At 70.4% G+C, this 26,154-nt stretch carries 29 protein-coding genes; 18 read left to right on the plus strand and 11 right to left on the minus strand.

The genetic code is table 11. The features are described 5' to 3' along the window. Window positions 1-3: 3 nt before the first annotated feature. From QM517_RS12130 to QM517_RS12165, 8 genes are all read left to right on the plus strand, one after another. Window positions 4-618, plus strand: a complete 615-nt coding sequence (locus QM517_RS12130) for a TetR/AcrR family transcriptional regulator (protein WP_283287701.1) — start codon at window positions 4-6, stop codon at window positions 616-618. Between the two features lie 46 nt (window positions 619-664). Then, window positions 665-1,780 carry a GuaB3 family IMP dehydrogenase-related protein gene (locus QM517_RS12135; protein ID WP_077050586.1) on the plus strand — a complete coding sequence of 372 codons (1,116 nt, stop codon included), beginning with the start codon at window positions 665-667 and terminating at the stop codon, window positions 1,778-1,780. A gap of 79 nt (window positions 1,781-1,859) precedes the next feature. Further along, a complete protein-coding gene (locus tag QM517_RS12140) occupies window positions 1,860-2,663 on the plus strand; it encodes an SURF1 family protein (protein ID WP_303655626.1) in 804 nt (267 codons plus the stop codon). Between the two features lie 10 nt (window positions 2,664-2,673). Then, window positions 2,674-3,195 (plus strand): DUF3817 domain-containing protein, encoded by a 522-nt coding sequence (locus QM517_RS12145; protein ID WP_160897493.1) that lies wholly within the window; start codon window positions 2,674-2,676, stop codon window positions 3,193-3,195. Beyond that, the gene (gene guaA / locus QM517_RS12150; RefSeq protein WP_283287705.1) at window positions 3,192-4,772 is read left to right on the plus strand and encodes a glutamine-hydrolyzing GMP synthase; all 1,581 of its coding nucleotides are present in this window, start codon (window positions 3,192-3,194) and stop codon (window positions 4,770-4,772) included. The genes QM517_RS12145 and guaA overlap by 4 nt, the downstream gene beginning before the upstream one ends. A gap of 459 nt (window positions 4,773-5,231) precedes the next feature. Beyond that, a complete protein-coding gene (locus QM517_RS12155; RefSeq protein WP_283287707.1) occupies window positions 5,232-6,458 on the plus strand; it encodes an MFS transporter in 1,227 nt (408 codons plus the stop codon). Between the two features lie 14 nt (window positions 6,459-6,472). Continuing rightward, a complete protein-coding gene (locus tag QM517_RS12160; protein ID WP_077050581.1) occupies window positions 6,473-6,925 on the plus strand; it encodes a nitroreductase family deazaflavin-dependent oxidoreductase in 453 nt (150 codons plus the stop codon). Beyond that, window positions 6,922-8,274: a glycosyltransferase gene (locus QM517_RS12165; protein ID WP_283287710.1), complete on the plus strand. Its 1,353-nt coding sequence runs from the start codon at window positions 6,922-6,924 to the stop codon at window positions 8,272-8,274. Before QM517_RS12160 ends, QM517_RS12165 begins: the two co-directional genes overlap by 4 nt. A 97-nt stretch (window positions 8,275-8,371) precedes the next feature. Here the strand turns inward: QM517_RS12165 and ligD are convergent, their stop codons facing one another. Together ligD and QM517_RS12175 are read right to left on the minus strand one after the other, a co-directional pair. Then, window positions 8,372-9,595 carry a non-homologous end-joining DNA ligase gene (gene ligD / locus QM517_RS12170; RefSeq protein WP_283287712.1) on the minus strand — a complete coding sequence of 408 codons (1,224 nt, stop codon included), beginning with the start codon at window positions 9,593-9,595 and terminating at the stop codon, window positions 8,372-8,374. Between the two features lie 364 nt (window positions 9,596-9,959). Beyond that, window positions 9,960-10,847 (minus strand): Bax inhibitor-1/YccA family protein, encoded by an 888-nt coding sequence (locus tag QM517_RS12175; RefSeq protein ID WP_283287714.1) that lies wholly within the window; start codon window positions 10,845-10,847, stop codon window positions 9,960-9,962. A gap of 144 nt (window positions 10,848-10,991) precedes the next feature. Between QM517_RS12175 and QM517_RS12180 the strand changes: the two genes are divergently transcribed. The 4 genes from QM517_RS12180 to QM517_RS12195 all read left to right on the plus strand — a co-directional run bounded on the left by QM517_RS12180 (window position 10,992) and on the right by QM517_RS12195 (window position 15,237). Beyond that, on the plus strand, window positions 10,992-11,981 hold the full coding sequence (locus QM517_RS12180; RefSeq protein WP_283287715.1) for a glycerophosphodiester phosphodiesterase family protein: 990 nt from the start codon (window positions 10,992-10,994) through the stop codon (window positions 11,979-11,981). 46 nt (window positions 11,982-12,027) lie between these two features. Further along, window positions 12,028-12,957 (plus strand): NAD(P)/FAD-dependent oxidoreductase, encoded by a 930-nt coding sequence (locus QM517_RS12185; RefSeq protein WP_283287717.1) that lies wholly within the window; start codon window positions 12,028-12,030, stop codon window positions 12,955-12,957. A 238-nt stretch (window positions 12,958-13,195) separates the two neighbouring features. Then, window positions 13,196-14,161 carry an ABC transporter ATP-binding protein gene (locus tag QM517_RS12190; protein ID WP_283287719.1) on the plus strand — a complete coding sequence of 322 codons (966 nt, stop codon included), beginning with the start codon at window positions 13,196-13,198 and terminating at the stop codon, window positions 14,159-14,161. Continuing rightward, on the plus strand, window positions 14,158-15,237 hold the full coding sequence (locus QM517_RS12195) for an ABC transporter permease (protein ID WP_283287721.1): 1,080 nt from the start codon (window positions 14,158-14,160) through the stop codon (window positions 15,235-15,237). The genes QM517_RS12190 and QM517_RS12195 overlap by 4 nt, the downstream gene beginning before the upstream one ends. Window positions 15,238-15,274: 37 nt before the next feature. On the opposite strand, the gene QM517_RS12200 is transcribed toward QM517_RS12195, so the two are convergent. Together QM517_RS12200 and QM517_RS12205 are read right to left on the minus strand one after the other, a co-directional pair. Beyond that, on the minus strand, window positions 15,275-15,472 hold the full coding sequence (locus QM517_RS12200; RefSeq protein WP_283287723.1) for a hypothetical protein: 198 nt from the start codon (window positions 15,470-15,472) through the stop codon (window positions 15,275-15,277). Between the two features lie 57 nt (window positions 15,473-15,529). Further along, complete coding sequence (locus QM517_RS12205) at window positions 15,530-16,516, minus strand: GTP-binding protein (protein WP_283288287.1); 987 nt, start codon at window positions 16,514-16,516, stop codon at window positions 15,530-15,532. Between the two features lie 84 nt (window positions 16,517-16,600). Here QM517_RS12205 and ykgO point away from each other — a divergent pair, with 84 nt between their 5' ends. The 3 genes from ykgO to QM517_RS12220 all read left to right on the plus strand — a co-directional run bounded on the left by ykgO (window position 16,601) and on the right by QM517_RS12220 (window position 17,395). Further along, entirely contained in the window at window positions 16,601-16,723 is a 123-nt protein-coding gene (gene ykgO / locus QM517_RS12210) for a type B 50S ribosomal protein L36 (RefSeq protein ID WP_077050572.1), read from the plus strand. Window positions 16,724-16,793: 70 nt separating this feature from the next. Further along, window positions 16,794-17,102: an ArsR/SmtB family transcription factor gene (locus QM517_RS12215; RefSeq protein ID WP_283287726.1), complete on the plus strand. Its 309-nt coding sequence runs from the start codon at window positions 16,794-16,796 to the stop codon at window positions 17,100-17,102. Beyond that, window positions 17,099-17,395, plus strand: coding sequence for a hypothetical protein (locus QM517_RS12220; protein WP_077050570.1), 297 nt, complete (start codon window positions 17,099-17,101; stop codon window positions 17,393-17,395). The genes QM517_RS12215 and QM517_RS12220 overlap by 4 nt, the downstream gene beginning before the upstream one ends. 61 nt (window positions 17,396-17,456) lie before the next feature. On the opposite strand, the gene QM517_RS12225 is transcribed toward QM517_RS12220, so the two are convergent. Then, window positions 17,457-17,972 carry a DUF1697 domain-containing protein gene (locus QM517_RS12225; protein ID WP_283287729.1) on the minus strand — a complete coding sequence of 172 codons (516 nt, stop codon included), beginning with the start codon at window positions 17,970-17,972 and terminating at the stop codon, window positions 17,457-17,459. Between the two features lie 64 nt (window positions 17,973-18,036). On the opposite strand from QM517_RS12225, the gene QM517_RS12230 reads away from it, so the two are divergent. Continuing rightward, complete coding sequence (locus tag QM517_RS12230) at window positions 18,037-19,368, plus strand: CotH kinase family protein (RefSeq protein WP_283287731.1); 1,332 nt, start codon at window positions 18,037-18,039, stop codon at window positions 19,366-19,368. 133 nt (window positions 19,369-19,501) lie between these two features. Then, complete coding sequence (locus tag QM517_RS12235; protein WP_202400984.1) at window positions 19,502-20,437, plus strand: hypothetical protein; 936 nt, start codon at window positions 19,502-19,504, stop codon at window positions 20,435-20,437. Between the two features lie 45 nt (window positions 20,438-20,482). On the opposite strand, the gene QM517_RS12240 is transcribed toward QM517_RS12235, so the two are convergent. Next, window positions 20,483-21,241 (minus strand): DUF2071 domain-containing protein, encoded by a 759-nt coding sequence (locus QM517_RS12240; RefSeq protein WP_283287735.1) that lies wholly within the window; start codon window positions 21,239-21,241, stop codon window positions 20,483-20,485. Between the two features lie 66 nt (window positions 21,242-21,307). On the opposite strand from QM517_RS12240, the gene QM517_RS12245 reads away from it, so the two are divergent. Then, window positions 21,308-21,649 (plus strand): metalloregulator ArsR/SmtB family transcription factor, encoded by a 342-nt coding sequence (locus QM517_RS12245; protein ID WP_283287737.1) that lies wholly within the window; start codon window positions 21,308-21,310, stop codon window positions 21,647-21,649. 191 nt (window positions 21,650-21,840) lie between these two features. Here QM517_RS12245 and QM517_RS12250 read toward each other — a convergent pair whose 3' ends face one another. The 5 genes from QM517_RS12250 to QM517_RS12270 all read right to left on the minus strand — a co-directional run bounded on the left by QM517_RS12250 (window position 21,841) and on the right by QM517_RS12270 (window position 26,105). Further along, a complete protein-coding gene (locus QM517_RS12250; protein ID WP_283287738.1) occupies window positions 21,841-22,260 on the minus strand; it encodes a hypothetical protein in 420 nt (139 codons plus the stop codon). A 476-nt stretch (window positions 22,261-22,736) separates the two neighbouring features. After that, complete coding sequence (locus QM517_RS12255; RefSeq protein ID WP_283287739.1) at window positions 22,737-23,255, minus strand: hypothetical protein; 519 nt, start codon at window positions 23,253-23,255, stop codon at window positions 22,737-22,739. Window positions 23,256-23,432: 177 nt separating this feature from the next. After that, window positions 23,433-24,767, minus strand: a complete 1,335-nt coding sequence (locus QM517_RS12260) for a phage major capsid protein (RefSeq protein WP_283287740.1) — start codon at window positions 24,765-24,767, stop codon at window positions 23,433-23,435. Window positions 24,768-24,877: 110 nt separating this feature from the next. Then, entirely contained in the window at window positions 24,878-25,261 is a 384-nt protein-coding gene (locus QM517_RS12265; protein ID WP_283287742.1) for a hypothetical protein, read from the minus strand. A 253-nt stretch (window positions 25,262-25,514) separates the two neighbouring features. Next, on the minus strand, window positions 25,515-26,105 hold the full coding sequence (locus QM517_RS12270; protein WP_283287744.1) for a hypothetical protein: 591 nt from the start codon (window positions 26,103-26,105) through the stop codon (window positions 25,515-25,517). Between the last annotated feature and the right edge of the window lie 49 nt (window positions 26,106-26,154).

Below are 26,154 nucleotides of genomic sequence, written 5' to 3' on the forward strand. Positions count from 1 at the left end.
AACATGCCGTCACCGACAGACTCCGCGCCCGCGCGCCGAATGAGCTCGGAGGAGCGGCGGGAGCAGATCCTGGCCGCCGCGCTCGCCGTGTTCGGCGCCAAGGGATACGTGGGAACCACGACCGACGACGTGGCCCGCGCGGCGGGCATCTCCCAGCCGTACGTCGTGCGTCTGTTCGGCACGAAGGAGAACCTCTTCGTCGCCGCACTCGAAGCCGCCCTGGACCGCCTGTTGGGCGCGTTCGCCGCGGCCGCCGAGGGTGCGAGCCCGGGTGAGCTGCCGGAACGCGTCGGCCACGCCTACATCGGTCTCCTACAGGTGCGGGGTCTGCATCAGACCCTGTCGCACGCGTTCCTGCTCGGCGCTCACCCGGTCATCGGACCGCGTGCCCGTGACGGCTTCGCGCGCGTGTGGGAATTCCTGCGCGACGTCGGGTTCGACGTCCAGTCCGCCCAGGCGTTCCTGGCCCAGGGCATGATGATCAACTCGATGTTCGGTCTGCGCCTCGCCGACGACTACGACACCGACCCGCGGGTGCACGAGCTCTTCGACGCCTGCTTCCCGACCGACAAGGTGCGTGTGCTCTCGATGGCGCCCCGGGCGGACGAACCCTGGTGAGCACGCCGACCGGCAAAATGCGGGCGGGTAGGCTGGGGGAGTGACCATGGAGATCGACCTCGGCCGCGCCAAGCGTGCCCGCCGCGCCTACACCTTCGACGACATCGCCGTCGTGCCGTCGCGCCGCACGCGGAACCCGGAAGACGTGTCGACGGCGTGGACCATCGACGCGTTCCCGTTCGAGATCCCGGTGCTCGGCGCCCCGATGGACTCCGTCGTGAGCCCCCGCACCGCGATCGAGCTGGGCCGCCTCGGCGGTCTCGGCGTCCTCGACCTCGAGGGGTTGTGGACGCGCTACGACGACCCCGAACCGCTGCTGGCCGAGATCGCGGGCCTCCCCGACTCCGAAGCCACCCGGCGCATGCAGGAGCTCTACTCCGAGCCCATCAAGCCGGAGCTCGTGCGCGACCGTCTCGCCGAGGTCCGCGCTGCCGGGGTCACCGTCGCCGGAGCGTTGACCCCCCAGCGCACCCACGACCTGTACGAGACCGTCGTCGCCGCGGGCGTCGACCTCTTCGTCATCCGCGGGACGACCGTCTCCGCCGAGCACGTCTCGAGCGTGGCCGAGCCGCTGAACCTCAAGAAGTTCATCTACGACCTCGACGTTCCGGTGATCGTCGGCGGTGCCGCCACCTACACCGCTGCCCTGCACCTCATGCGCACGGGCGCGGCGGGTGTGCTGGTCGGCTTCGGCGGCGGCGCCGCCTCCACGACCCGCGCGACCCTCGGCCTCCACGCTCCGATGGCCACCGCGGTCGCCGATGTCGCCGGTGCCCGCCGTGATTACCTCGACGAGTCGGGCGGCCGCTACGTGCACGTCATCGCCGACGGCGGCGTCGGAACCTCGGGCGACATCGTCAAGGCGCTCGCCATGGGTGCGGACGCGGTCATGCTGGGCGTCGCGCTCGCGCGGGCCACCGACGCCCCGGGGCGCGGTTTCCACTGGGGTCCCGAGGCGCACCACCCCAAGCTGCCGCGCGGCCACCGCGTCGCGGTCGACCGCGTGGGTCCGCTCGAGCAGATCCTGTACGGCCCGGCCCCCGTGGCCGACGGCACCGCGAACCTCATCGGAGCGCTCAGGAAGTCGATGGCCACGACCGGGTACTCCGACCTCAAGGAGTTCCAGCGCGTCGAGGTCGTCGTCGCGCCCTACGGACACTGATGCCGGAGACCGCGTGACCTCTCCCACCGCGCTCGAGCAGGAGCCCCGCCAGGTCTTCCCGCCGACCCTGCGCGAGGTCATGCTGCGCCCGCGCTGGCTGGCGCTCCTGGCGTTCTCGCTCGTCGTCGCCGGCCTCCTGGCGTGGCTCGGGCAGTGGCAGCTCGGCCGCGCGATCGACACGGCCCCCGCCGAGCCCGGCCAGACAGAGATCGTGCGACCGCTCGCCGATGTCGCGCAGCCGGGCGCCTATCTGCCCGAGCCCCTCGTCGGGCAGCGGGTCGAGGCCAGTGGTCGCTGGATCCCCGACGACTTCCTCGTCGTCTCGTCCCGGTACAACGACGGTGTCGAGGGGTATTGGGTCACCGGTCAGCTGCGAATCGACGGGGTGGCGACGCCCACCTCGATCGCGGTCGCCGTGGGCTGGGCGAGCGATGCCGCCTCCGCGCGGAACGCCGTCGACGCCCTCCAGGCCCAGGTCGAGTCCGATCCCGACGCCATCGTCACGGTGACCGGGCGTCTCATCTCGGACGAGGGTCCGGGCCGCCCGCCGGCGGGGGTCGACCCGCAGACCATGTCGCGGATGTCTCCGGCCGTGCTGCTGGGGCGCTGGCACGACGTCGACGGGGTCGCCGTCTACCGTCCCTATCTCGCGTCGCAGTCCGCGATCGGACCCCTGGATGCCATCGACTCGCCCGCTCCCGATGAGCGCTCGAGCGTGAACTGGCTGAACATCTTCTACGCCGTGGAGTGGGCCATCTTCGCCGGCTTCGCCCTGTACCTCTGGTACCGCCTCGCCCGCGACGCGTGGGAGAAGGAAGTGGAAGATCTCGAGGACGAACAGTCCGAGGCCCTCGCGGCGGGTTCCGCGGAATCCCGCGACTAGACTGGCATCCATGCCCCGCGCCCCCAAGCTCGCCTCGTTCCCGGCGATCCGCGGAGCCCTGAAGTTCTACCAGATCTGCTCGATCATCACCGGTACCGGCCTGCTCCTGCTCGTCGCCGAGATGATCGTGAAGTACACGCCCATCCACAAGGAACTCTTCCTGGGCGGATCCGGTGGCTTCCTGTGGTTCGCCGATGCCATCCCCGGACCCGGATGCCAGTGGTTCTCCCTGTTCGTGCCGGGTGGCAGCGGCTGCGAGATCCTCTCGACCGGCGACGGTGTGAACATCTCGCTCGCGATCCTCGTGATCCACGGCTGGTTCTACGTCGTGTACCTCTTCTCCTGCTTCCGCGTGTGGAGTCTCATGCGCTGGCCGTTCCGCCGTTTCGTGTTCCTCGCGCTCGGCGGCGTCGTGCCCTTCCTCTCCTTCATCCTCGAGGTGCGCACCGCCCGCAGCGTGCGCGCCTACCTCGCCGAGCGCGAAGCCGCCGAGGCATCCGCTCCCGTCCCCGCCCCGGAAGGACCCCGGTGACCGAACAGACCGAAACGTCGCAGCGTCCCGTCCTCGTCGTCGACTTCGGCGCCCAGTACGCGCAGCTGATCGCCCGCCGCGTCCGCGAAGCCGGTGTCTACAGCGAGATCGTCCCGCACACCGCGACGGCCGACGAGATCGCCGCGAAGAACCCCGTGGGCATCATCCTCTCCGGCGGCCCCTCATCGGTGTACGAAGAGGGTGCCCCGCGGCTCGACGGTGGCGTGTTCAACCTCGACGTGCCCACGCTCGGCATCTGCTACGGATTCCAGGTGATGGCCCAGGCCCTCGGCGGCGAGGTCGCGAACACCGGTCTCCGCGAGTACGGCGCGACGGATGCCACGGTCGTCACCGAAGGCACACTCCTCGAGGGGCAGCCCGTCGAGCAGAACGTCTGGATGAGCCACGGCGATCAGGTCTCGCGCGCCCCCGAGGGGTTCGAGGTCCTCGCGCGCACCGCGCACACGCCCGTCGCGGCGTTCGCCAACGACGCCCGCCGCATGTACGGCGTGCAGTGGCATCCCGAGGTGAAGCACACCGACCACGGCCAGCGGGTCATCGAGAACTTCCTGCACAAGGCGGCCGGGCTCCCGGCGGACTGGAACAGCGGCAACGTGATCGCCGAGCAGGTCGCCCGCATCCGCGAGCAGGTCGGCACCGGCCGCGTGCTGTCCGCGCTGTCGGGCGGCGTCGACTCCGCCGTTTCGACCGCCCTCGTGCACGAAGCCGTCGGCGACCAGCTCGTCGCCGTGTTCGTCGACCACGGGCTCCTCCGCAAGGGCGAGCGCGAGCAGGTCGAGAACGACTACGTCGCCTCCACCGGTGTGCGGCTCATCACCGTCGACGCGCGCGAGACGTTCCTCAACGCCCTCGCCGGCGTCAGCGACCCCGAAGAGAAGCGCAAGATCATCGGCCGCGAGTTCATCCGCGCGTTCGAGAAGGTCCAGGCCGACCTCGTCGCCGAGGCGAAGGCCGATGGCGAGCCGATCCGGTTCCTCGTGCAGGGCACGCTGTACCCCGACGTCGTCGAGTCCGGCGGCGGCGCGGGAACCGCGAACATCAAGTCGCACCACAACGTCGGCGGCCTCCCCGAAGACCTGCAGTTCGAGCTCGTCGAGCCGCTGCGCACCCTCTTCAAGGACGAGGTCCGCGCGATCGGTCGCGAGCTCGGCCTCCCCGAGGCCATCGTCGGCCGGCAGCCCTTTCCGGGGCCCGGTCTTGGCATCCGCATCGTGGGCGAGGTCACCGCTGACCGCCTCGAGATTCTGCGTGAGGCCGACGCCATCGCCCGCGCCGAGCTGACGAAGGCCGGCCTGGATGCCGAGATCTGGCAGTGCCCCGTCGTGCTGCTGGCCGACGTGCGCTCGGTGGGCGTGCAGGGCGACGGCCGCACCTACGGTCACCCGATCGTGCTGCGCCCCGTCTCCAGCGAGGACGCGATGACCGCCGACTGGACGCGTCTGCCCTACGACGTGCTGTCGAAGATCTCCAACCGCATCACCAACGAGGTGCGGGAAGTCAACCGCGTGGTGCTCGACGTGACGTCGAAGCCGCCGGGGACGATCGAATGGGAGTGAGCCGGGTCTGACACCGGCTCCCGCGCCCCCGCTGTCGTCCGGCTCCGGGGTGTCGTCTTCCGATCGAGAGCAGGGCCCCTACCCCGATCGACCGGAAGACGACACCCCTCCACCGGACGGCGGCGGGGGCGCTCTGTCGTCAGCGGCTGAGAATGGGGGCGCACCTGCGGTGCGCCGGGTCGAGAACAGGGCCCCTACCCCGATCGACCCGAAGACGATGCCCCTTCGTCGTCCGTCGGTGCCGGCGCTCTGTCGGTCCGCTGAAGGTAGGGGGCGCACCTGCGGTGCGCCGGATCGAGAGCAGGGCCCCTACCCCGATCGACCGGAAGACGACGCCCCCTCCACCGGACGGCGGCGGGGGCGCTCCGTCGTCAGCGGCGAAGGTATACGTTGGAGGCGTCGGCGATCAGCCCTCGGGAATCTCCCGGGTTCGTCCGGCCAGAACGGCACAGGTCTCCCGTGACCCGTATCGACTTCTCCGGCTACCGCGACGTGCTGCGCGTGACCGGAGCCCCCTGGTTCACCCTCGCCGGGTGGGTCGCCCGCTTCCCGCGCGGAACGCTCAACCTCGGCATCGTGCTGCTCGTCCAGGCCGCAACCGGGAGCTTCGCGCTCGCGGGTGGCGTGGGCGCCGCCTTCGTCGTCGGCACGGCGTTCGCGGGCCCGCTGTGGTCCCGACTCATGGATCGCCGCGGGCAGCGCCCCGTGCTGCTCCTCGCCGCCCTGACGCTGTCGCTCGCGGTCGTGATGCTCGTGTGGGCGGTGCTCGCCGCGACACCGGTCGTGACGTGGTTCGGGATGGCGGTGGTCGCCGGCGCCGTCTCGGTCGACGTCGGACCCGCGGTCCGCGCGCGGTGGAGCGCCCTCGTCCCTCCTGAGCGGCGGCACAGCGCCTACGCCCTCGAATCGATCGCCGACGAGAGCGTCTTCGTCATCGCCCCGCCCGTCCTCACGCTGATCGCCGCGGCGGCCGCCCCGCAGGTCGGGATCGCCGTCGTGGTGATGGTGGGCGCGATCGGGCTCCTCTGGCTCGGCCTGCTGCGCGGGTCGCAACCGCCCCGCGTCGCCGTCACCGGTCCGCGTCCACGCCTCCTGCCCCCGGTCGGCATCCTTCCGGTGACCGTCGCCTGGGTCGGGGTGGGAGCGATGTTCGGCTCATTCGACGTCACCGCCGTCTCCTGGGCGGACCGAGCCGGTGCTCCGTGGTTGGCCGGGCTCCTGATGGCCTCCCTCGCCGTCGGGAACACCGCCGGCGCGCTCGTCTACGGCGCTCTTCGGCAGCGGGGCTCCCTGCGCGCCCGCTGGCTCCGCAGCAGTGTTCTGCTCGCCGTCGCAGGGTCCGCTCTGCCGTTCGTCGCCGACAGCCTCGCGGCACTGGTGGTCGCCGCGGTGGTCGGGGCTCTCATCGGGCCGGTCCTGGTCGCGGGGTTCGCTCTCGTGGAGTCGCGGGCGGACCGCGACCGCGTCACGGAACTCCTCGCGTACCCTTCGCTGGGCTTGGGAGCCGGCATTCCGCTGGGGTCGACCCTGGCGGGAGTGGGGCTGGATGCCGCAGGCCCCGTGCTCGGGTTCACCGTGATGGCCGTGAGCTGTGCGGCGACCCTCGTGCTCGGCGCGACCGGCGAGGCACTGCTGTCGGCCCGACCGAAGGCGGCATCCATCCGCTCGATGGGAGTCGGGTCGTAGGGGAGGATGGGGGCATGAGTGACAGGTTCGTGCGGCCGACTCGACTCGACACCGTCTTCAACGCGGCGGTGGCCGCGCTGACCCGTGCGGGGCTGCCCCTCGCGGGGAGCCGGGTGCTCGCCGTCCGGGGCCGTTCGTCGGGGGAGTGGCGCACCACGCCGGTGAACCCTCTCCGCGTCGCCGGCGACCGTTACCTCGTCGCTCCGCGCGGGACGACTCAGTGGGTGCGGAACCTCCGCGCGGCCGGAGGCGGTGAGCTGCGCGCGGGGCGGTCGGTCGAGGTCTTCCGGGCCGAGGAGGTGCCGGATGCCGAGAAGCCGCCCATCCTGCGCGCGTACCTGGTCGCGTGGGCGTGGGAGGTCGGCCGCTTCTTCGAGGGCGTCGACAAGAACTCGCCGGAGGAACGGCTGAGGGAGATCGCGCCCGGGTTCCCGGTGTTCCGGCTGCGCTCGGAGGGCCGTCGATGACCGGCTTCCCGGACGCGTGGTACCTGATCCTCTCGAGCCGATTGATCCCCGACCTCGACGGCGGGTACACGATCTCGACTCTCGCCCGCGCGCGGCAGATGGCGGATGCCGGTGCCCCGACGCTGCTGCTGACGGTCGACCCGGGCGAGGGGGAGGCGCACGCCGAACACCGCGCGGAGTTCGTGCGGCGCGGGGCGGCAGCGGCATCCGAGGTCTTCCGGAATCTGTTCGACGAGGCTGTGAGCCCGGAAGGCGGAGCAGCCGACTGGTTGCGCGCGGCCGCTCGGCCCGGCGCGGCCGATCCGGCGCTGGAGTATCGGAGCGTCGCCGCCGGTGCGGTCGATCTGCCGAACGTCGTCGATCCGCACTGGCACCTCTCGACCGCACCGATCGTCGTGCGAGATGCCGCGGGCGCCGCGGCGGGGGTCATCGACGGGTTCGGCGCGCTGTACCGCGCTTGGCTCGCGCACGTGGTCTCCGGGCTGCGCGCGGAGGTCGACCGACCCATCGTGCTCGTCTGCGAGTCGCGACAGCTCGGTGAGCTGATCGTCGACTGGGTCGACCCCGACGTACGAATCCTCCACACCGTCCACACGATCCACCTCGAGCCGCCCTTCACCCCCGACGCGCCCGTCAACGCGCTCTGGGAGAGGTGGCTGGCGGCGGCTTCCCGCTTCGACGCGGTGCTCTGGCCGACCGCATGGCAGCACGACGACGTGCGGGCGCGCTTCGGCGACGGCCGGGTCGACGTCGTCGCGCCGCACGGCATCCCGGTGCCGGACGAGATCGAGTACGCGCCGGAGGGGCCCGCCGTGGTGCTCGGCAGACTTGCGCCGGGGAAGCGGGTGGACCACGCGATCCGGGCCTTCGCGCGGGTGGTCGCGGAGCTGCCGGCCGCCCGGTTGGAGGTGTGGGGAGCCGGCCCCGGGCGCGCGGCGCTCGAGGCGCTCGTGACCGATCTGGGGCTCAGCGAGTCGGTGTCGCTGCGCGGGCTGACGCTCGACCCCGGCGCCGTTCTCGACTCCGCGGCGGTGTATCTCACGACCTCCGCGTTCGAAGGACAGGGGCTCGCGCTCGCCGAGGCCCTCGCGCACGGCGTTCCCGTCGTGGCCTACGACATCCGCTACGGCCCGCGCGACATGCTCGCCGAGGGGGGCGGCATCCTCGTGCCCGACGGCGACGAGGACGCGCTCGCCGCAGCCCTGGTGCGGGTGCTGGGCGATGCGGCGTTGCGGCGGCGTCTCGCCCGCGAGGCTCGGGCGTCCGCTGCGGCCCTGAGTCCCACGCGCGCGATGCAGACGCTCGCCGCCGCGGCCGCCGACGCGTTGTCTCGCCCGACGCGCCGGTAGGGCGAGCCGGCGCTCTCGCCCCGTTCGGTGTCCAAGACACGCCGTCAGCGGGCGACCCGAACGGCGTGTCTTGGACACTCGACGGGGGTGCGGTGCGTCAGCCGCGGCCGGCCCAGGGGTCGTAGTCGGCGATCAACGGCTCCTGCGGCGGGCGGGTGGCATCCGGGACGTGCTGCAGGTTGATGCGCACGCGGTACCAGAGCGAGCTCGAGCCGCGCATGCCGTCGAGCATCACGTCGGCGGGATGCAGCGCCGCCGCCGTTTCGGGATGCCGACCCTTCCACTGCTCGAGGGCGTCGAGCGCCTCGGGCTTTGTCTTCGTGCGGGCGACCTCGATGAGGGGCATCGTCGAGGCGCGGCGCCCCGAGCCGTCCGATCCGCGCGGCGGCTTCTCGGCGGGCCCCATCTGCTCGGCCAGGGCGAGGAGTCCGTCGAGCGAACCCGGGGCGGCGTCGATGCCCTCGTGCGGGTCGCCGGTCGCCGCGAAGCGCTCGGGCACCGTGAGCACCGTGAACTCCTCGGGGCGTCGTTCGCGGAGTTCCTCCCACGTGAGCGGCGTCGACACCCGCGCGTCGGGAAGCGGGCGGATCGAGTACGCGGATGCCACGGTGCGGTCCTTCGCGTTCTGGTTGAAGTCGACGAACACGCTCTCCCCGCGCTCCTCCTTCCACCAGCGCGCCGTCGCGAGACCGGGTGTGCGATTCTCGACCTCGCGGGCGAGGGTCTCTGCCGCGCGGCGGACATCGGGGTACTCCCACTCCGGACGGATCCGAACGAGGATGTGCAGCCCTCGCGAGCCCGAGGTCTTCGGCCAGCCCACGAGGCCGTGGTCCTCGAGCACGTCCCGCGCGGTGAAGGCGACGTCGACGATCTGCGCCCAGTCGACCCCGGGCATGGGATCGAGGTCGATGCGGAGCTCGTCGGGATGGTCCAGGTCTTCGGCCCGCACCGGGTGGGGGTTCAGGTCGAGGCATCCGAGGTTCACGATCCAGGCGAGACCCGCCGCGTCGCGGATCACCGTCTCCTCGGCGGACGTCCCCGAGGCGTAGTGCAGGGTCGCCGTGTCGATGAAGTCGGGGTGGTTCTCGGGGACGCGCTTCTGGAAGAACGGCTCCTGGTCGAGGCCTTTCGTGAAGCGCTTGAGCACCATAGGCCGGCCGCCCGCGCCGCGCAGGGCACCGTCGGCGACCGCGAGGTAGTACCGGACGAGGTCGAGCTTGGTCAGGCCCGGCTCGGGGAACACGACGCGGTCGGGACTCGTGACCCGGACCTCGTGCCCGGCGACGTCGAGGACCGTCGGGGGCGTCTTCGCAGGGCTCATGTCGCGAGGGTAGTCCCGTGGCATCCGGGGTGGGACTCCCTTGCGGACGCGGCAGATGCGGGGTGCGGCGGCCGTGCCGGCGTCGAGTGTCCAAGACACGCGGGTGCGACAGCGGTGCCTCCGCGTGTTTTGGACACCGAAATGTGGGCTGAGGTCTCACGCCGTGCGGTTCCCACTTCAGTGGCCAAGACACGCGGATGCCATGGCGATGCGTCCGCGTGTCTTGGACACCGAACGACAGCGCAGGGCGGGGCAGGGCGGCGCCGGGGGCACTGAACCGCTTGGCCGGGGCGATGGAGACGCCCTAGAGCGGAACGACGAAGGGCCGCCCCGAACGGGACGGCCCTTCGTGTGAAACGGTGCGTCAGTTGTTGCCGCGCAGGATCGCGAGGATGCGCAGGATCTCGACGTACAGCCACACGACGGTGACCATGATGCCGAAGGCGCCGACCCAGCCGTAGACGCGCGGGGCGCCGTTGCGGACGCCGCGCTGGATCTGGTCGAAGTCGAGCACCAGCGAGTACGCGGCCATGATGACCACGAAGACGCCGATGATGACACCGAGCGGGATGCCGAAGATCTCGATGGTGCTGCGGAGGCCGAACGCGCCGCCGGCCAGGGGCACGTTGAAGAGCATCAGGCCCAGGTTGATGAGGCTGAAGACGAGGTAGCCGACCATCGCGATCATGAAGATCTTGGTGGCGCGCTTGGAGGCGCGAATCTTGCCGCTGGCGAACAGGGCGAGGGTCACACCCACGACCGACAGGGTCGCGAGGGTGGCCTGCACGACGATGCCGGGGTAGATGAACTCGAAGAACGCCGAGATACCACCGATGAACAGACCCTCGAACGCCGCGTACGCGATGAAGATCGGGACCGACGGCTTCTTCTTGAACGTCGCGACCATCGCGAGGACGAAGCCGACGAGGCCACCGATGAGCATCGGGGCGATGTTCGGGCTGGGGTTCGCGACGGTGACGCTGCTCATCGTCCAGATCCAGCCGACGACGGCGGTGACGACGAGGACGGCGAACAGGCCGAGGGTCTTGAAGACCGTGTCTTCGACCGTCATGCGGTCGGTCTGCACCGCGCCCGCGGACGGGGCCGAATACATGCCCTCGATGTTCGCCGTCTCGGCGGCCGCAGCGGCGGCGGTCATCGACTGGGCCGGCGGGGGGCTGTAACGGGTCTGGGCTCCGCCACGAGGGTCCTGGAACGCCGGGTTGTTGAATGCCGGGTTGTTGAGGGCCACAGGGACTCACACTCCAAATTGCTGATGATCACAGCACCGTGCTGTAGACCAACACTAGCTGAGGATGCCGCGAGAATCCCGGGACGGACTGGGATTCTGCTATGAGCGAGCGGCGTCCGTCGGCTCGCCGGATAGCCTGGGCCGGTGCCAGTCGAGCGCCCCCTGATCATCGGTCACCGAGGTGCTCCGGGGTATCTCCCCGAGCACTCCCGTTCGTCGTACGAGCGGGCGATCGCCGCGGGGGTCGATGCCGTCGAGCCCGACGTCGTGCCCACGAAGGACGGGGTGCTCGTCGTCCGCCACGAGAACGAGATCGGCTCCACGACCGACGTGTCGACGCGCGCGGAGTTCGCCGCGCGCCGTCGGACCGGCGTCGTCGACGGCGACCGGCTCGAGGGGTGGTTCACCGAGGACTTCACCTGGTCGGAGGTCGAATCGCTCCGCTGCCGCGAGCGGATTCCCGCGCTGCGGCCCGGGAGCGCGGAGCACGACGACGTCGACCCGGTGCTGAGCCTCCGCGACGTGCTCGACCTCGCGAGGGTGGGGGGCGTCGGCGTGGTGCTGGAGATCAAGCACGCGGCCTTCTTCGCCCGCGCCGGGTTCGACATGGCGGAGCTCGTGGAACGGGAGCTCCGGGATGCCGCCTGGTGGGACGACCCCGCCCTGGTCATCGAGTCGTTCGAGCCGCTCGTCCTGCAGCGGCTGCGGGAGCGTGGCATCCGGGCTCCGCTGGTGCAACTGATCGAGGCGAGCGGGGCACCGTGGGACCTGAGGGAGCGCGATGGTGCCCGAGCGGCGTCGTATGCGTCGATGCTCACCCTGGCCGGTCTGGACGCGCTCGCCGAGGCGGTCGACGGCATCAGCCCCGACAAGCGGCTGATCCTCGCCCCCGACCGGCTGGGGAGGGTGCGGGGCCCGGCGCCGTTCGTCGCGAACGCGCAGAGGCGCGGGCTGCGGGTGTTCACGTGGACGTGCCGCCCCGAGAATCCGTTCCTGCTGCCGGGCTTCCGACGCGGCGGCGGGTCGGCCGCATTCGGCGACTACGAGCGGGAGTGGTCCGTGCTGCGCGAGGCGGCGCTCGACGGCATCTTCGTCGACCACCCCGACCTGGGCGTGGCGTTCTTCCGGGCGTAGGCGCAAGCCCCGGTCGGCACTCCGTCCCGGCGGTGAGGATGGCGGGATGACGGTGGATTTGACGGTGGTTGGCGGCGGGATCTCGGGGCTGGCGTGCGCACGAGCGGTGCGGGATGCCGGGGGCTCGGTCCGCGTGATCGACCGCGGGCGCCGGCCGGGCGGGCGACTGTCGAGCCGGACGATCGACGGACGCGCGGTCGACCTCGGAGCGTCGTATTTCGTCGTGGGCGACGACGAGCGGTTCGCGCGGGTGGCGGCGGACTGGGAGGCCCGCGGGGTCGCGCGGGGGTGGACCGACACGTTCTCGGCGATCGACGCGGACGGGTCGGTCACCCGCAAGACCGGACCTCTGCGATGGGCGGCGCCGGGCGGCTCGCGTGCGCTCGTGCTCGATCTCGTCGACGGCGTGGATGTCGAGTCGGGCCGCGAGGTCGCCCACGCGGCACCCTTCCGCGTGGACGGGCTGGATGCCGGCGAGGTGGTGCTCGCGATGCCCGAACCGCAGGCGCGGCGCCTCACGGATGGCATCCCGGTCGCGCCCCAGGAGTGGGAGCCGGTGATCGCGGTCGTGCTGCGGTGGGACGAGCGCCGCTGGCCCGCCGACCTGCACGGTGCGTTCGTCAACGGCGACCCCGAGGTCGCGTTCCTCGCGGACGACGGCGACCGTCGCGGGGACGGCGCCCCGGTGCTCGTGGTGCACACGACGGGCGCCGCGGCGCGGCGGTACCTCGACGAGCCGGATGCCGCGATTCCGCCGGTCGCCGCGGCGACGCGGCGTCTGCTGGGCATCGACGTCGAGCCGGTCTCGGCCGTCGCCCACCGCTGGACCTTCGCGCGCCCCACCCGGACGACCGGCGAGCCGTTCTTCCGCTCGCCCGGTCTGTCGCTCTGCGGCGACGCCTGGGGTGAGTCGGCGGCCGTGCGCACCGCATGGGCGTCGGGCGACGCGCTCGGCCGCGCGCTCGCGGCATCCTGACGCCCGGGATCCTCGGCGCATCAGCGGCATAAACGCGATTTGCACGCATAAACGCGCTGCGAACGCGTTTATGCGCGTGGATCGCGTTTATGCGTGGTGTGGGACGGCGGGTCGGTGCGCCGCGACCGGCTCGGGGCGTCGCGTTCCGGAACGACGCGCTCGGCCGCGCGCTCGCGGCATCCTGAGGCGACGCCCCGAAACCACAGGGCATGTCGGCATGCGCCCGTAGGGTGGGGGGATGGACGCAGGGGGCGCGGGCATCGAAGCAGTGCAGGTGAAACGGGCGTTCGGCGCCGTGACGGCGGTGGCGGACGTGACGTTCACCGCCGAGCCGGGGCGGGTGACGGGGCTCGTCGGACCCAACGGATCGGGCAAGACGACGCTGCTGCTCATGCTGGCGTCGCTGCTGCGGCCGGACGGCGGCGAGGTGCGCATCGGCGGGGTCGATCCCGTGGCCGATCCGGCCGGCGCACGCCGCCTGCTCGGCTGGATGCCGGACTCGCTGGGCGCATGGCCCACTCTGACCGCGCGTGAGGTGCTGATCGCCACGGCCCAGCTCTACGACCTGTCTCGCGCCGACGCGCGGGTGCGGGCCGATCGGCTGCTCGAGCTCGTGGACCTCGTTCCTCTCAGCGGTTCCGCCGCGCGTGTGCTCTCCCGCGGTCAGAAGCAACGGTTGGCGCTGGCGCGCGCCCTCGTCCACGAACCGCAGGTGCTGCTGCTCGACGAGCCGGCGTCCGGACTCGATCCGCAGGCGCGCATCGATCTGCGCGTGCTGCTCCGGCGACTCTCCGACGAGGGACGCACGATCCTGATCTCGAGTCACGTGCTGTCCGAGCTCGAGGAGGTCGTCGACGACGCGGTGTTCCTGCTCGACGGGCGGACCGTGGGGCGCGACCGCGTGGCCGCGGCGACCACCCGCCTCCGCGTGTGGCGCGTGCGACTGGCGGCCGACGCGTCCCGGAGCACGGCCTCGGACCGCGACGTCGTCGCGGCCGCCCTCGGGCGCACGCCGGACGACGTGGGTGTCGATCGCCGCGACCTGCTCGTGTCGTTCGCCGACGAGTCGGCGGCGGTGGCGGGTCTGCGGGCGCTCGTGGGAGCCGGCATCCCGGTCGTCGAATACGCCCCCGCGGTGGGGGATCTCGAACACGCCTTCCTCGATCTGCGAAGAGGCGCTGCGGCCGAGGGGAGCCCCGAATGAACGCCCGCCGCCTCGGAACCGTCATCGGTATCGACCTGCGTCAGCGCGTGCGGTCGGTGGGCTGGTACGTGCTGCTCGGGATCTTCGCGGTGATCCTGCTCGCGCTGCTCACCCTGTCGTTCTCGTCGTTCTCGCTCAGCACCGGCGGCAACGGCTGGTTCTACTCGCTCGTCATCATGTTCGTGCTGCTGCTCGTGCTGCTGGTGTCGCCGACGCTGAGCGGCAGCGCCGTCAACGGCGATCGGGATGCCGCGACCCTCGCGCCCGTGCAGGTGACTCTGGTCACGACGACGGAGATCGTGCTCGGCAAGTTTCTCGCGGCATGGATCTCGGGGCTCGCGTTCCTCGTCGTCGCGCTGCCGTTCCTCGTGGTCGCGACGTTCGTCGGAGAGCTCAACCCCGCCGTGATCGCCTCGTCGCTCGGCATCCTGGTGCTCGAAGTCGGCGTCGTGGCGGCGATCGGGGTCGGTGTGAGCGCGATCGTGGCGCGGCCGGTCTTCTCGGTCGCCACGACGTACCTGCTGGTGGCGGCGCTGACCCTGGGGACGCTGATCGCTTTCGGTCTCGGAGGGACCGCGCTGCGGACCGAGCAGACGATCACCACGCGCGACCTCGACTGGAACGCGGTTCCCGCGGGGTGCGACCCGTACATGGAGAACGACGCGACCGAGTGTCCGCGACCAGACGAGATCGGGTGCACCACCTCTACCTACACGACCGAGGTGCCCCGGTTCGACCGCGTGTGGGGCGTGCTCGCGGCCAACCCGTTCGTCATCCTCGCGGACGCGACGCCGCCGACGTACGACCAGTACGGCAACCCCTCCGACCTGTTCTCGCAGATCGCGACCGGCGTGCGTCTGGCCCAGATCCCGCCCGAGACGGCGCAGTCCTACGACTACTGCGCCAACGGGTCGCTCGAGGGCCGGTCGGCAGAGGACCAGATCGCGGGAACCGTACCGAGCTGGTTCGTCGGGCTGTTCCTGCAGCTGGTCCTCGCCGCCGGCCTGCTCGCGTGGGGCATCGCCCGCACGCAGACGCCGGCGCGTCGGCTGCCACCGGGGACGCGGATCGCCTGAGTCGCCTCAGCGGTGGCGCGTCCGAGGGGCGACCGCGTCAGGCGTGTCCGTCGGCGGCCGGGAAGCCCGGGTCGTCGGCGTCGCCGAGCGCGTCTCCGGTGTGGTCGTCGAGGTCGACGTTCTCTTCGGCCTGGGCTGCGTCCTCGCGGACGTCGTCGGTGACGGCATCCGTGGGGGCGGCGCTGTCGGCGCGGGCGTCGTCGGAGTGACGGGAGGGCAGATCAGGTGTGCTCATGTCGCCACGGTGCCCCATGGGCGGGGGACCGGCGAGCGGCTTGACACGACGGGGGTCCTAGTCCGTGGCATCCGGGAGCGTCAGGTCGACCGTCGGCCAGACCGGGAGCGGGTCGGCGAACGCGACCCACGCGTCGGGACCGGCCGCGAGCTCGTCGTCGGTGAGCGCGGCGCGGTCGAGCAGGTGCCGCAACCGCGGCGCGGAGAGGTCGAGCCCGGTGAACGCGATCTCCTGCCCGAGGCCCATACGACCGTCGTCGGTGCCGATCGGTTCGATCCACATCGCCGACCCCACGTGCTCCCAGCGGGCCAGGATGCCGGGTCGCGACGCCACGCGACAGAACCCGGCCGAGCGGACGAGCCGGCCCGCGGCACCGTCGTCCAGCCGGTCGAGCGCGGCCTGCAGGCGGGCGGGGTGGAAGGGGCGCACCTGGTCGTAGCGCAGCGTGCTCACGCGGTTGTCGCGCATGAAAGGGTCGTGCTCGTCGTTGAGCGCGCGGACCCACCCCGCCCGTTCGAGCATCTCGGTCTCGTGCGCGCGCGGGACGCCGGCCGACAGATCGGCGAGCGGATCGCGGGTGAGACGGAGCGTCGCACCCGGGTTGAGGTGCGACGCGAGCGCCATCTGCACCGCGAGCGCGGCGGTGGGCACCGCCTCCCAGTTGACCCAGACGATGCGGGTCGCGATCTCCAGCGCCAAGGCTGCCTGTCGGGCGCGGGCGCCGATGTCGCCGCGCGAGTCGCCCGGCGCGGTGAACGCCTCGAGCGGCGCGTCGTCGAGAAGGTCGCCGATCATGTGCCGCGCATCGACGACGCACACCGCCTCGACGTCGACCCCGCCCCGCGCGGCGACCGCGTGGAGCAGATCGACGTCGGTGCCGAGGTCGACCACGGTGTGTGCGTCGGTGGCGCGGGGCCGCGGGTGGGGGAGCGCGGGCGCGGAGCTCCGGGTGGCCACGTGCAACGGGCGGTCCAGTGCGACGGCGAGGCGTTCGGCGTAGGCCCGCCGTTCGGGCGCGCACACGCCCATCGTCACGATCGTCATCTCCACGGCATCCGCCCTTCGTTTGTCGGAAATCGGGGGACAGCTTATCTTGTTATTGAGAACGGTTATCAACAGGAGGATGCCATGAAGGTCCGCAACTCGCTCAAGTCGCTGAAGAACCAGCCCGGCGCGCAGGTGGTCCGTCGCCGCGGGCGCGTGTTCGTGATCAACAAGCTCAACCCCCGGTGGAAGGGCCGGCAGGGATAACGCGAACGAGAACCGTTCCCGATTGGCTAGACATATTGCAATTCGTTTATGCGTCTGATGTTCTTAAGGCGTGGACAAGATCGCCGGGCTCTCCGAGGCCGCTGAGCTGTTCAAGGTCCTCGGCAACGAATCCCGCCTCGCGCTGGTGTGGTTGCTGAGCCGCGAACCGCTCACCGTCGGCGCGCTCGCCGACGAGGCCGGGCTGTCGCAGCCGTTGGTGTCGCAACACCTCCGCACGCTGCGCCAGGCCGGGCTCGTGACCTCGGAGCGTGAGGGCAAAGAAATCCGATACGCCCTCGCCGACCAGCACGTCGCTCACGTCGTGCTCGATGGGATCGCCCACGTCCAAGAACCGAACGAGCAGGGGAACGAGCAATGAGCACCACCGAAACGCACGCGGAGCACTCCGTCGACGAGCACGCCCACGGCGAGGACTGCGGTCACCAGAAGATCGAGCACGGCGACCACGTGGACTACGTGCACGGCACGCACCACCACGCGCTCCACGGTGACCACTACGACGAGCACGAGTCGAAGGCCGAGCACGGCGTCGACGACCACGCCCACGGTGACGCGTGCGGCCACGAGGCCGTCGCGCACGACGACCACGTGGACTACGTCCACGACGGCCACCGCCACGCGGCGCACGCCGACCACTACGACGAGCACTGATACTCGTCGCGCCTCTCGAGACTTCGACGGTCCGCGCCTCCACCGGAGGAGCGGACCGTCGTCATGTGTGCCCGAATCGTGCGATGAGTCGTACCAACGTCGGCAGCCCGCGTGACGTGGCGGCCGCACCGCTGAGGCGTTCGATGACGGGCGTCGCGTTCGACTCGCGCTCGCGTTCGTTGAGCGTCACCGTCCAGCCGTCCGCGCTTTCGAGCAGCGTGCACCGGCGCCGGGCGGCCTCATCCTGCGCTCGCGGGCCGAGGGTGATGGGACCGCCCGCGTGCAGGGTCAGCTCGCGGCGTGCGGCATCGGGGGCCGGCGCGTGGTCGGTGACGATGGCCCGCACCTCGTCCAGCGTCAGAGTGAAGATCTCACGCTCCACGCCCGCTCGCGCGGCCAGGACGAGGGCGGCATCCTGAGCGCGCTCGGCCTCGCCCGCGAACACCACGGTGCCGTTGCTCTGAAAGGGCGCGGGGTCGTGGCATCCCGCTTCCACGAAGGCCGCGACGAGGTCGGCGGTCGTGACGTGCCCGCGCTGACCCTGGTTGAGATTGCGGACGAAGGCGACGTGGCGCATGGGGGGAGGGTAGCGCGGGGCGAGGTGTCGGGCTCGGCTCATCGACGGCGCATAGGCGCGCTTCGTGGGGGGTTTAGAAGCCCCTGGTGTCATCGGCGGCATGATGCGACGAAAGAGGATTGCGACCGCCGCGCTGGGATCGGTCGCCGTGGTGGTCCTGGTGGCGGGCTGCAGCTCCGCGGTCTCGACCGATGCGGCGACGAGCGTCCCGACGGATGCCTCGTCGGAGGCATCGACGAGCGCGGTCGTCTCGGGACAGGGGTTCTGGGATCAATCCGTCGTGCATTCCCTCTCGATCTCGTACGAACAAGACGATTACGACGCGCTCATCGCGGCGTACATCGACACCGGGGAGAAGGAGTGGATCGAGGCGACCGTCGTCATCGACGGTGCCACCTTCGAGAACGTCGGGCTGAAGCTGAAAGGCAACTCGTCCTGGAAGGGGCTCTCCACCGACGCGGACGCGGAGCTCAGTTCCGAGAACCCCGAGGATCTGCCCTGGATCATCGACCTCGACAAGTTCGTGGATGGACAGGAGTACGAGGGGTCGGTCGAATTCGTCATCCGTGGGAACAGCTCCGAGACCTCGCTCAATGAGGCGGTCGCACTGGATCTCCTGGAAGCCTCGGGCCTCGCGTCCGAGCAGGCGGTGGCGACCCGGGTGGAGGTGAACGGGGCCGAGGCGCTGCGCCTCGTCGTCGAGAACCCCGACGATTCGTGGGTGGAGCGCGCCCTCACCGGATCGACCGCGCTGTACAAGGCCGAGACCGGCGGCGACTACTCCTATCGCGGTGACGATCCCGAGTCGTACACGGACGTCTTCGACCAGGAGGCGGGAGAGGACGACCTGACTCCTCTGATCGACTTCCTCCAGTTCGTCAACGAGTCGGACGACGCGACGTTCGAGGCGGAACTCGGACAGCACCTCGACGTCACCTCGTTCGCGACCTACCTCGCCTTCCAGGAACTCGTCGACAACTTCGACGACATCGATGGCCCCGGAAACAACTCCTATCTCTCGTACGACGCGAGCACCGGCCTCATGACGGTGATCTCGTGGGACCTCAACCTCGCTTTCGGCGCGTCACCCGGCGGCGGTGGGCAGGGGCAGGGCCGAGGCCAGGGGCAGGCGCAAGGACAGGCACAGGGGGGAGGCGGTGGCGGTCGGGGAGGCGGGAGCAACGTGCTCTCCGAGCGGTTCCTGGCGAACGCGACCTTCACGGCGCTGTACCAATCCGAACTCGACCGGTTGACGCAGGAGCTCTACATGTCGGGGCTGGCGCAGAACGTGCTCGACTCATGGACGCAGACGCTCGAGGAAGGTGCGTCGGATCTCGTCTCGTCGGACGTGGTGAGCTCGGAGGCGAGCTCGGTCGCGCAGTACTTCAGCGAGTAGCGGGCTTTACCTGGCCGGTCGGGGTAGGAGCGGACGCTCCCTCAGGCAACGCCGGGTGTACGTTGCGGAGATGGAGCCGATCCGTGTGGGTCTCGTTGCGGATCCGGCCTCGCCCACTGAAGTCGCTCGCCGAATGACCGACCTCGTCCCGCCGGCGGGAGCTGACGTGCAGGTCTGGGATATCGAGATCATGAGCGAACCCTTCACCCTGGGGTCTGAGGACGTCGACGTCGCCTTGGCGCGACTGCGGGCACATGCCGAGCAAAAGGCGTGGGACCTCGTCATCGGTGTGACCGAACTGCCGTTGCGTGACGTGGACGGCCGCTACTTGCTGGCCGCGATCGACCCCCGGCGTCAGTCCGCGGTGCTTTCCCTCCCCGCTCTCGGCGGCTTCCGGGTGGGCACGCGTGCCCGCCATGCCGTCCGAGGACTCGTCAGTGGCATGGCGGAGCCGATGATGCCTGAAGAGCAGCGTCTGCCCCTCCCCGGGGTCAGCGCCCGGGGGCGGGTGCTCCTGGGCATGGTGCTGGCGAACCGTCCGTGGCTGCTGGCAGCAGGGCTCAAATCCGCACTCGTCGCGGCATTGGCAACCGGAGCGGTCGCAACGATCGAGCCGACGGTGTGGCTGCTCGCCGCGTCACTGTCGGGGTGGCGTCTCGCGGTGGCGACCATCGTGTCCATCGCGATTGTGATCACATGGATCGTGATCGACGGAGAACTCTGGGACCGTCCCGAAGACGATTCAGCGCAGGCTCGGGAAAGATCTCGTCTCTACAACACCTCGACTCTGCTGACTCTCACCGTCGGAGTCGTCATCTGCTATCTCGGCCTCTACGTCGTGAATTTGGCCTGGGCACTGTTCGTCCTCGACCCGACGGTCATGGGCGATTCGCTCGGCGCATCATTCGGCTACGGCGATCTGTTCGTGCTCACCTGGTTCGTCGCGTCGGTGGCGACCATCGGCGGGGCGCTCGGAACGGGCTTGGAATCGGACGACGCGATCCGCGCGGCCGCGTACTCGAAGCGTGAAGAGGATCGTCGAGCGCGGCTGGCTGGTGACTTGACATAGGGGGCCGCATCCCGCCGCCGTGAGGCGAGATGGGGTGCGGGTCGGTCAGGCCGCCCGTGCCGTGCCGCCGGCGGCGGTCCAGCGCGCCGGTACTCCGCGCATCAGCAGCACGTGATCGAGAACCGCCGCGCCCGCGGGGAGCGCGTCGAAGAAGGAGGACTCGACCTCGGGTGAGCCGGCGTGGGTGACGCTCCAGGAGTCTGTGTCCAGGCGCAGCCCCTCGAGGCCTCCCGATCGTCGTGGCGACCAGCCCTCGGCATCCTTTCGGAAGAACTCGGATGCCGTGGTCAGAGAGTCGAACAGTCCGCTGTCGAAGTCGGCGTAGGGTTCGGGGTCGACGCGGACGCGGACGTGGAGGTCGACGGCGTCGAACTTCACCTCGATCCGGTGGTCGGAGGTCGCGGAGTGAACACGGGCTGCCGCGTGCGTTCCGGGGAAGATCCGCCCGCCGACGAGTCGCACGAGTCGGGAGGAAGAGTGCCGGCGGGGGATGTAGACGCCGGTGCGCGGCCCGTCGGGCGTGTCCCACTCCGCCGCGATGCGGTGGGCGGCGTTCTCGCTCGTGTGTCCCACTTCGGCCCGGCCGAGGATCGCGGGGCGGAGGTGGCGGAGCCGGATGAGGCAGACGCCGGCGACCGCGGAGTCATCGACGATTTGCGGGCGCATGCCGTCGGGGAGCATCGAGCGTGCGACATCGGGGTCGAGACGGTAGTTGACGAGCAGGCGGCGCTCGATGGTCGCAACCATCGGGGGAGTGGGCATCGGCCGGGGCTGCTCGATGCGGGGATGCGCGGTGGTGCTCATCGCAAACTCCTTAGCTTGTTAGCTAAGAAGCTACTCGCAATTTAGCGAGAGTGCTAGATTCGTGTCATGACCGACGCGGCATCCGATGTCTTCGCCGCCCTCGCGCACCCCACGAGGCGCCAGATCCTGCAGGATCTGAAGGCTGGGGAATTGGCCGCGGGCGACATCGCGTCGCGATTCTCCGCGAGCGGGCCGACGATCTCGCGACACCTCGGCGTACTGCGACAGGCCGGGCTCGTCGCCGAGTGGCGCGACGGCAACCGGATCCTGTACTCACTGGTCGGCGAGCGGCTCGCCCTCTCGGTCGGCGACTTCCTCTCGGTGGTGTGTCCCGAGCAGATCGTGCTGCGCGAGGTCCGCAAGCGGCGTACGCCGGGCCACGGCGACGGGGTAGTCGCGACGGCCTGAGTGCGGCTCTGGCTGAGCTGGAGAAGTGGACGCGACGGCGGGAGTCGAACCCTACGCGAACCCCTGACCGGGTCCGGATGGGTGCAGCTACGCGCGTTAATCCGCGCTGGCCCAGTCACCTGGTGGGCGCTCGATATCGCCGGATCTGCGGCGAGTGTGGCCAAAATGTGGCCACGTTCGGACACCTGGCTCTAGGTGCGCGAATACCAGGTCAGCACGTTGTCGAGAACGGGCACGACGCTCTGCCCGGCGAGCTCGCGCTGATAGGTCAGCGCCGCGGACGCCCGCGGGGCTCGATCGAGGGTCATTGTGAGCGATTCCAGAGGTGCCCAAACCACGTCGATCCACTTCACGGGCCAGGTCACCGGCCACACCAAACCGTCGCGGAGTCCAACGCACACGGCCGCACCGTGAGCGACCGCGTTCCTGGGTATTTGAAGCGCCCGGTAGAGCGGGTGGCGCGCGTCAGGGGTGGCGAGATCGCCCAGGATGCTGGCCCAGAACAGGGCTTCGCTCGCGTGGATAGTGGCCCAAGTCGGGTCCGAGGGTTCAATCGCTCCGACTGCGCGCCGCATCGCCGCGAGGGCATCGACGCGAGGACCGTCCGTCATCCCAGCACGATAGCTCGACTCGATCGCAGCGAAGATGCGGGCAAACGCCCTCATTTTTCGCGGCTGTAGGGCGCTCTCCCTCGAAAGGGCTCAGCCCCTCTCTAAAGCCGCGGAATCACGCCACGCATCGCTGTACGTGCTGGGTGATTTGAGGGCGTTCAGCGCCCGCGCCGCGCCCTACGCGCCCTACAGCCTGAACCGAACGAACCGGGGAGAGGGAGTTTCGGGCGGGGCGCGGGTCAGGAAGGGTGGGGGCGGGTGGAAAAAATCGTGGTGAACCCCGCGGGGGCCGGGCGGGCGGGGGTGCACTGTCCTCGCACCCCCACCACCCACCCCGTCCCCGCGATCGTTCTCAGTCGTTCGTGTCACCGCGCTTGCCGACGTTCGCTCAGCGTGAGGAACGGGCGTTTCGCGGCAGACGGGCCAGGCCCGAGCGGGTGACGACCGGTGGCCCGACGCCTACCAACGAGCGTCGGCTACAGCTGGGGCGTGCGGAACAGACTTTCTCCTGGTACGAACTCGAAGGCTGTGTCCGAGAGCTCGCCATTCGCCCAGGCGTCGAGACGCACAGCCACCTCGGCTGCGGTGCGCGTGCGGCTCGCGATCTCCTCTGCGGACCAGGATCGACCGTTCGCGCTGCCCAGCAGTCCCAGCATCTGAGCCTGCCACCACCCCGCCACGCGCTGGCCTCCTGCCGACCACAAAGCGACGGCCGGCGCGGTGATGCTGGCAGCAAGAATAGTTGTCCGGTGCGCGATATCCCCAGGCGACGACGCCTGCAACTCTAGGGTGACCTTCAGCGCGCCAGATGCGGCCGCGCGCCGTTCGTCAACCGCCTTCTCGTGGGCGTGGCGGCGGCGACCGGCCCGTTCGGACACCTGCGATAGCCCGAATCCGAGCAATACGGAGACAAGCGCGACAGCGATCGTCACCCACGGTTCCCAGGGACTACCCGACAGCGCATCGACGATGCGCTGCACCTGCTCGTCAGTCACTCGGCCACCATAGCGATTGGGCTGCCTTCTAGTGGGCGACGCGACAGAGCGCCCCGGCCGCGTGGTGCAGCCGGGGCGCTCTATTTGGGGCGCAGGTGGGTCTTAGCCCTCAGAGAGAACGGAGCTCGCCACCTTCCTTCCGCTTGCCCGATGCGGCGAGGTTGACGCCCTCGCGTGTTATGCGGCGCCCGCGAGAGCGCGGTAGACGGAGAACGCTCCAGTGCGGGCGAGAGCGACGTCGCCGCGCCAGGTGGCCAGGACGCCGTACTTACCCTCGGCCGCGTAGAGCTCGTTCAGGGGCTGAAGGGTGAGTCCGAGGCGCTGGCCGATCAGCAGCTGCCGGAAGTCACCCACGAATGCGTCGGTCGCACGGTTGAGCGTGCCCTTGGTGTAGCTCGGAACGCGGTTCACGCGGAGTCGCGGAACGTCCGCGAGGGCGGTGGGCACGCCGAGCGGCTGCCCGGTCGTGTCGACGGCTCGGGCGTACTGGCGCTCGAGCTTCGAGGACCACACGACCGCCGTCGGCGACTCATTGGCATCCCGGACGGTGTAAACGGCGTCGAGGATCTCGTTCCAGAAGCCCGCAGCGACAGAAGGCGTCGTGCCGTTGGCCGCAGCCGTGCCGAGAACGTTCTGTGCGCGCTGCGCGAGCATCGTCGCCAGGACGCCACGCGGGTTCGGCGGGCTCGGCAGGTCGATCGTGCCGGCGCCCTCGGTGATGCCACCGTACAAGGCCACCTCGTCGATCTTGGCGGCGATAGCGCGGGCGAGGGCGTTTACCACCAGCTGGTCGGAGTTCTCGACGTCCTGCCACCACTCGATGCTGGCGGTGACGATCGCGCTCAGCGTCTTCGCTTCCAGCGTGACGCTGTCGAATGTGGGCTGCGACAGTCCCACGCTGTCGTTCTCCGCACGGAAGCCGACGGTGGGGTCTCCGGTCTGTCGACCGATCTTGACCGTCCCTGCCTCCATGGGCACGATCGTCGCCTGCGCGAGCGATACCGCGGATTCGGATCGCGCGAGGTCGATCAGTTCGCCGGCCCAGGCGGTCGGAACCAGCGCGGATCCCGTTCCGCCGACGGCCAGGGCACGAACCATCGCGCCGAGAGAACCGTAGTTCGCCTGCGCGGCGCCCGCGGCATCTCGACTCTGCAGCGCTCGCTCGAAGACCGGGTGCTGCCGGATGCTCTCACCCGCGAGGACGGCGGCCCGCTCCCCGGTGTCGAGGTTTCGCCAGGCGGGGACGTCGCTCCCTGCGCCCGCGACGAGCATGCCGGCGGCGGGCGTACCCGCGAATGCCCGCTCCTGTTCGAGTGCTCGCCGCACCTGCTCGATCCGGGCGGTGCGCTGCGTCAGTTCCGTGTCGATGCGGTCGAAGCTCTGGCGTTCCTCGTCGGTCAGCGATCGCGTCGCTGCGAGGTCGCGCAGCGGCTGCATCTGCTGTTCGAAGACTTCGCGGCGCTCGGCGATCAGCTGATCGAGGGCGCCCTGCGTTGTGTTGGACTGGGTCATATCCGGTCCCCTTCTTTCGGTGCGTGAATCGCGATTCGATTTGCCTGTCCGGCGCATCCCGCCGGCTCTGCCGTCCAGTGCGCCGCAATCCCGCGGCGCAAGCTCGTGTTTTAGCCGTTCGGCCAGTCGACGTCGGCGATGTCGTGCGTGGCCGTGAACGTCCGTCCGCAGGGGCACACGTAGTGCCCGACGAAACGCCCTCCGCGGCGGTTCCCGCGGCTCGGCCAGGACGTGGCGCGGCACTCCGTGCACATCGCGCCGAACGGGCTGGAGATCGTCGCGTGCCGCACGTCGGACAGAAGCCGCCCGAGCGGAGCGTCGCATTCGTCGACCAATTCGGCCAGCGCCTCACGGAATCGGCGGTACGACGGCTGCGCGGCCAGCTGCGTGTGCCCGAATCCCTCGACCTGGTCGGCGAACGGACGTCGCGTGTCGCGGCGGCGGGCGTCGAGCTCGGCGCTCGACAGTGGCCCGCGGCCGTGTTCGCGGGTCACGCGGCGACCGTCCTCGAGCGCCACGCGGGCGACCCCTCGGCGAGAGATCCATCATCACGGCGCCCGCATCCGCACCACCCGCTCGACGCATCGAATTGACACTCGTGCGGCGCGTCGGCGCGCGGCTCGGCGCGACGCGGCGAAGGGCGACGGAGGGCAGGAACAGCGCGGCCGAGGCCGCCGCCCAGGTCGGCGTACGCGGCGCTCACGATGTCGCTCCGGTTCTCGTGGGGGCGAGGTGCTGTGTCATGTGTCAGTCGTTCTCTCGTGAGGTGTCGCGGTGGCGTAGTCGACGCAACGCGCTGGCGTGTGCCATTCGTGCATCGCCGCATGCTCGGCAGGGTGCGCCCCCGGTTCCGTTTGTCGGCGCATGCTCGAGACAGAAGGGCGACGGGATGCCGTCCGGGTCGGGTCCGGCGGCTTCCCCCGGCGCATCCCCCGAACTCCTCCCCTCCCCCCTTCCCCCCTCTATCGGTACGCCGTCCGGATGCGATCCGGATGCCGCAGGAGGGGGCGGGAGAGTCGACTGCTTCGGCTTCTCCGGTGGGGTGTGGAACTCGGCTCGCACCTGGAAGTACTGCCGGTCGTCGGGGCCGACGTAGGTCCGCAGAAACCCCACTTCCTCGAGCATCAGCACATGCGTCGTCAGGTCGTCCTCCGACGTGGTCGGGTCGTTCGCGAACGACGCTCCCTTGATGGATCGGACGTTCAGCCGCGCGCGGCCCTCGTCGTCCGCCCACATGCGCAGCACGATCGCCGTGAACCGCACCGCGGCGGGCAACTCGCCCAGATCCTCGTTGGCGATCTCCTCGGGCGTCAGAAACCGTCGCTTCGTCATCGCCATAGCGCGTCGTCCCTCGCAGCGCCGTCATGAACGCTTCGTGCCGCTCGTG

The organism is Microbacterium sp. IEGM 1404 (genome assembly GCF_030056775.1).
Taxonomy (GTDB): Bacteria; Actinomycetota; Actinomycetes; order Actinomycetales; family Microbacteriaceae; genus Microbacterium.

Coding starts and splice junctions, on each gene's coding strand:
- QM517_RS12130 (WP_283287701.1), top strand. CDS start 4: ATGCCGTCACCGACAGACTCCGCGCCCGCGCGCCGAATGAGCTCGGAG.
- QM517_RS12135 (WP_077050586.1), top strand. CDS start 665: ATGGAGATCGACCTCGGCCGCGCCAAGCGTGCCCGCCGCGCCTACACC.
- QM517_RS12140 (WP_303655626.1), top strand. CDS start 1,860: ATGCTGCGCCCGCGCTGGCTGGCGCTCCTGGCGTTCTCGCTCGTCGTC.
- QM517_RS12145 (WP_160897493.1), top strand. CDS start 2,674: ATGCCCCGCGCCCCCAAGCTCGCCTCGTTCCCGGCGATCCGCGGAGCC.
- QM517_RS12160 (WP_077050581.1), top strand. CDS start 6,473: ATGAGTGACAGGTTCGTGCGGCCGACTCGACTCGACACCGTCTTCAAC.
- QM517_RS12165 (WP_283287710.1), top strand. CDS start 6,922: ATGACCGGCTTCCCGGACGCGTGGTACCTGATCCTCTCGAGCCGATTG.
- ligD (WP_283287712.1), bottom strand. CDS start 9,595: ATGAGCCCTGCGAAGACGCCCCCGACGGTCCTCGACGTCGCCGGGCAC.
- QM517_RS12185 (WP_283287717.1), top strand. CDS start 12,028: ATGACGGTGGATTTGACGGTGGTTGGCGGCGGGATCTCGGGGCTGGCG.
- QM517_RS12190 (WP_283287719.1), top strand. CDS start 13,196: ATGGACGCAGGGGGCGCGGGCATCGAAGCAGTGCAGGTGAAACGGGCG.
- QM517_RS12195 (WP_283287721.1), top strand. CDS start 14,158: ATGAACGCCCGCCGCCTCGGAACCGTCATCGGTATCGACCTGCGTCAG.
- QM517_RS12200 (WP_283287723.1), bottom strand. CDS start 15,472: ATGAGCACACCTGATCTGCCCTCCCGTCACTCCGACGACGCCCGCGCC.
- QM517_RS12205 (WP_283288287.1), bottom strand. CDS start 16,516: ATGACGATCGTGACGATGGGCGTGTGCGCGCCCGAACGGCGGGCCTAC.
- ykgO (WP_077050572.1), top strand. CDS start 16,601: ATGAAGGTCCGCAACTCGCTCAAGTCGCTGAAGAACCAGCCCGGCGCG.
- QM517_RS12220 (WP_077050570.1), top strand. CDS start 17,099: ATGAGCACCACCGAAACGCACGCGGAGCACTCCGTCGACGAGCACGCC.
- QM517_RS12225 (WP_283287729.1), bottom strand. CDS start 17,972: ATGCGCCACGTCGCCTTCGTCCGCAATCTCAACCAGGGTCAGCGCGGG.
- QM517_RS12235 (WP_202400984.1), top strand. CDS start 19,502: ATGACCGACCTCGTCCCGCCGGCGGGAGCTGACGTGCAGGTCTGGGAT.
- QM517_RS12240 (WP_283287735.1), bottom strand. CDS start 21,241: ATGAGCACCACCGCGCATCCCCGCATCGAGCAGCCCCGGCCGATGCCC.
- QM517_RS12245 (WP_283287737.1), top strand. CDS start 21,308: ATGACCGACGCGGCATCCGATGTCTTCGCCGCCCTCGCGCACCCCACG.
- QM517_RS12250 (WP_283287738.1), bottom strand. CDS start 22,260: ATGACGGACGGTCCTCGCGTCGATGCCCTCGCGGCGATGCGGCGCGCA.
- QM517_RS12260 (WP_283287740.1), bottom strand. CDS start 24,767: ATGACCCAGTCCAACACAACGCAGGGCGCCCTCGATCAGCTGATCGCC.
- QM517_RS12270 (WP_283287744.1), bottom strand. CDS start 26,105: ATGGCGATGACGAAGCGACGGTTTCTGACGCCCGAGGAGATCGCCAAC.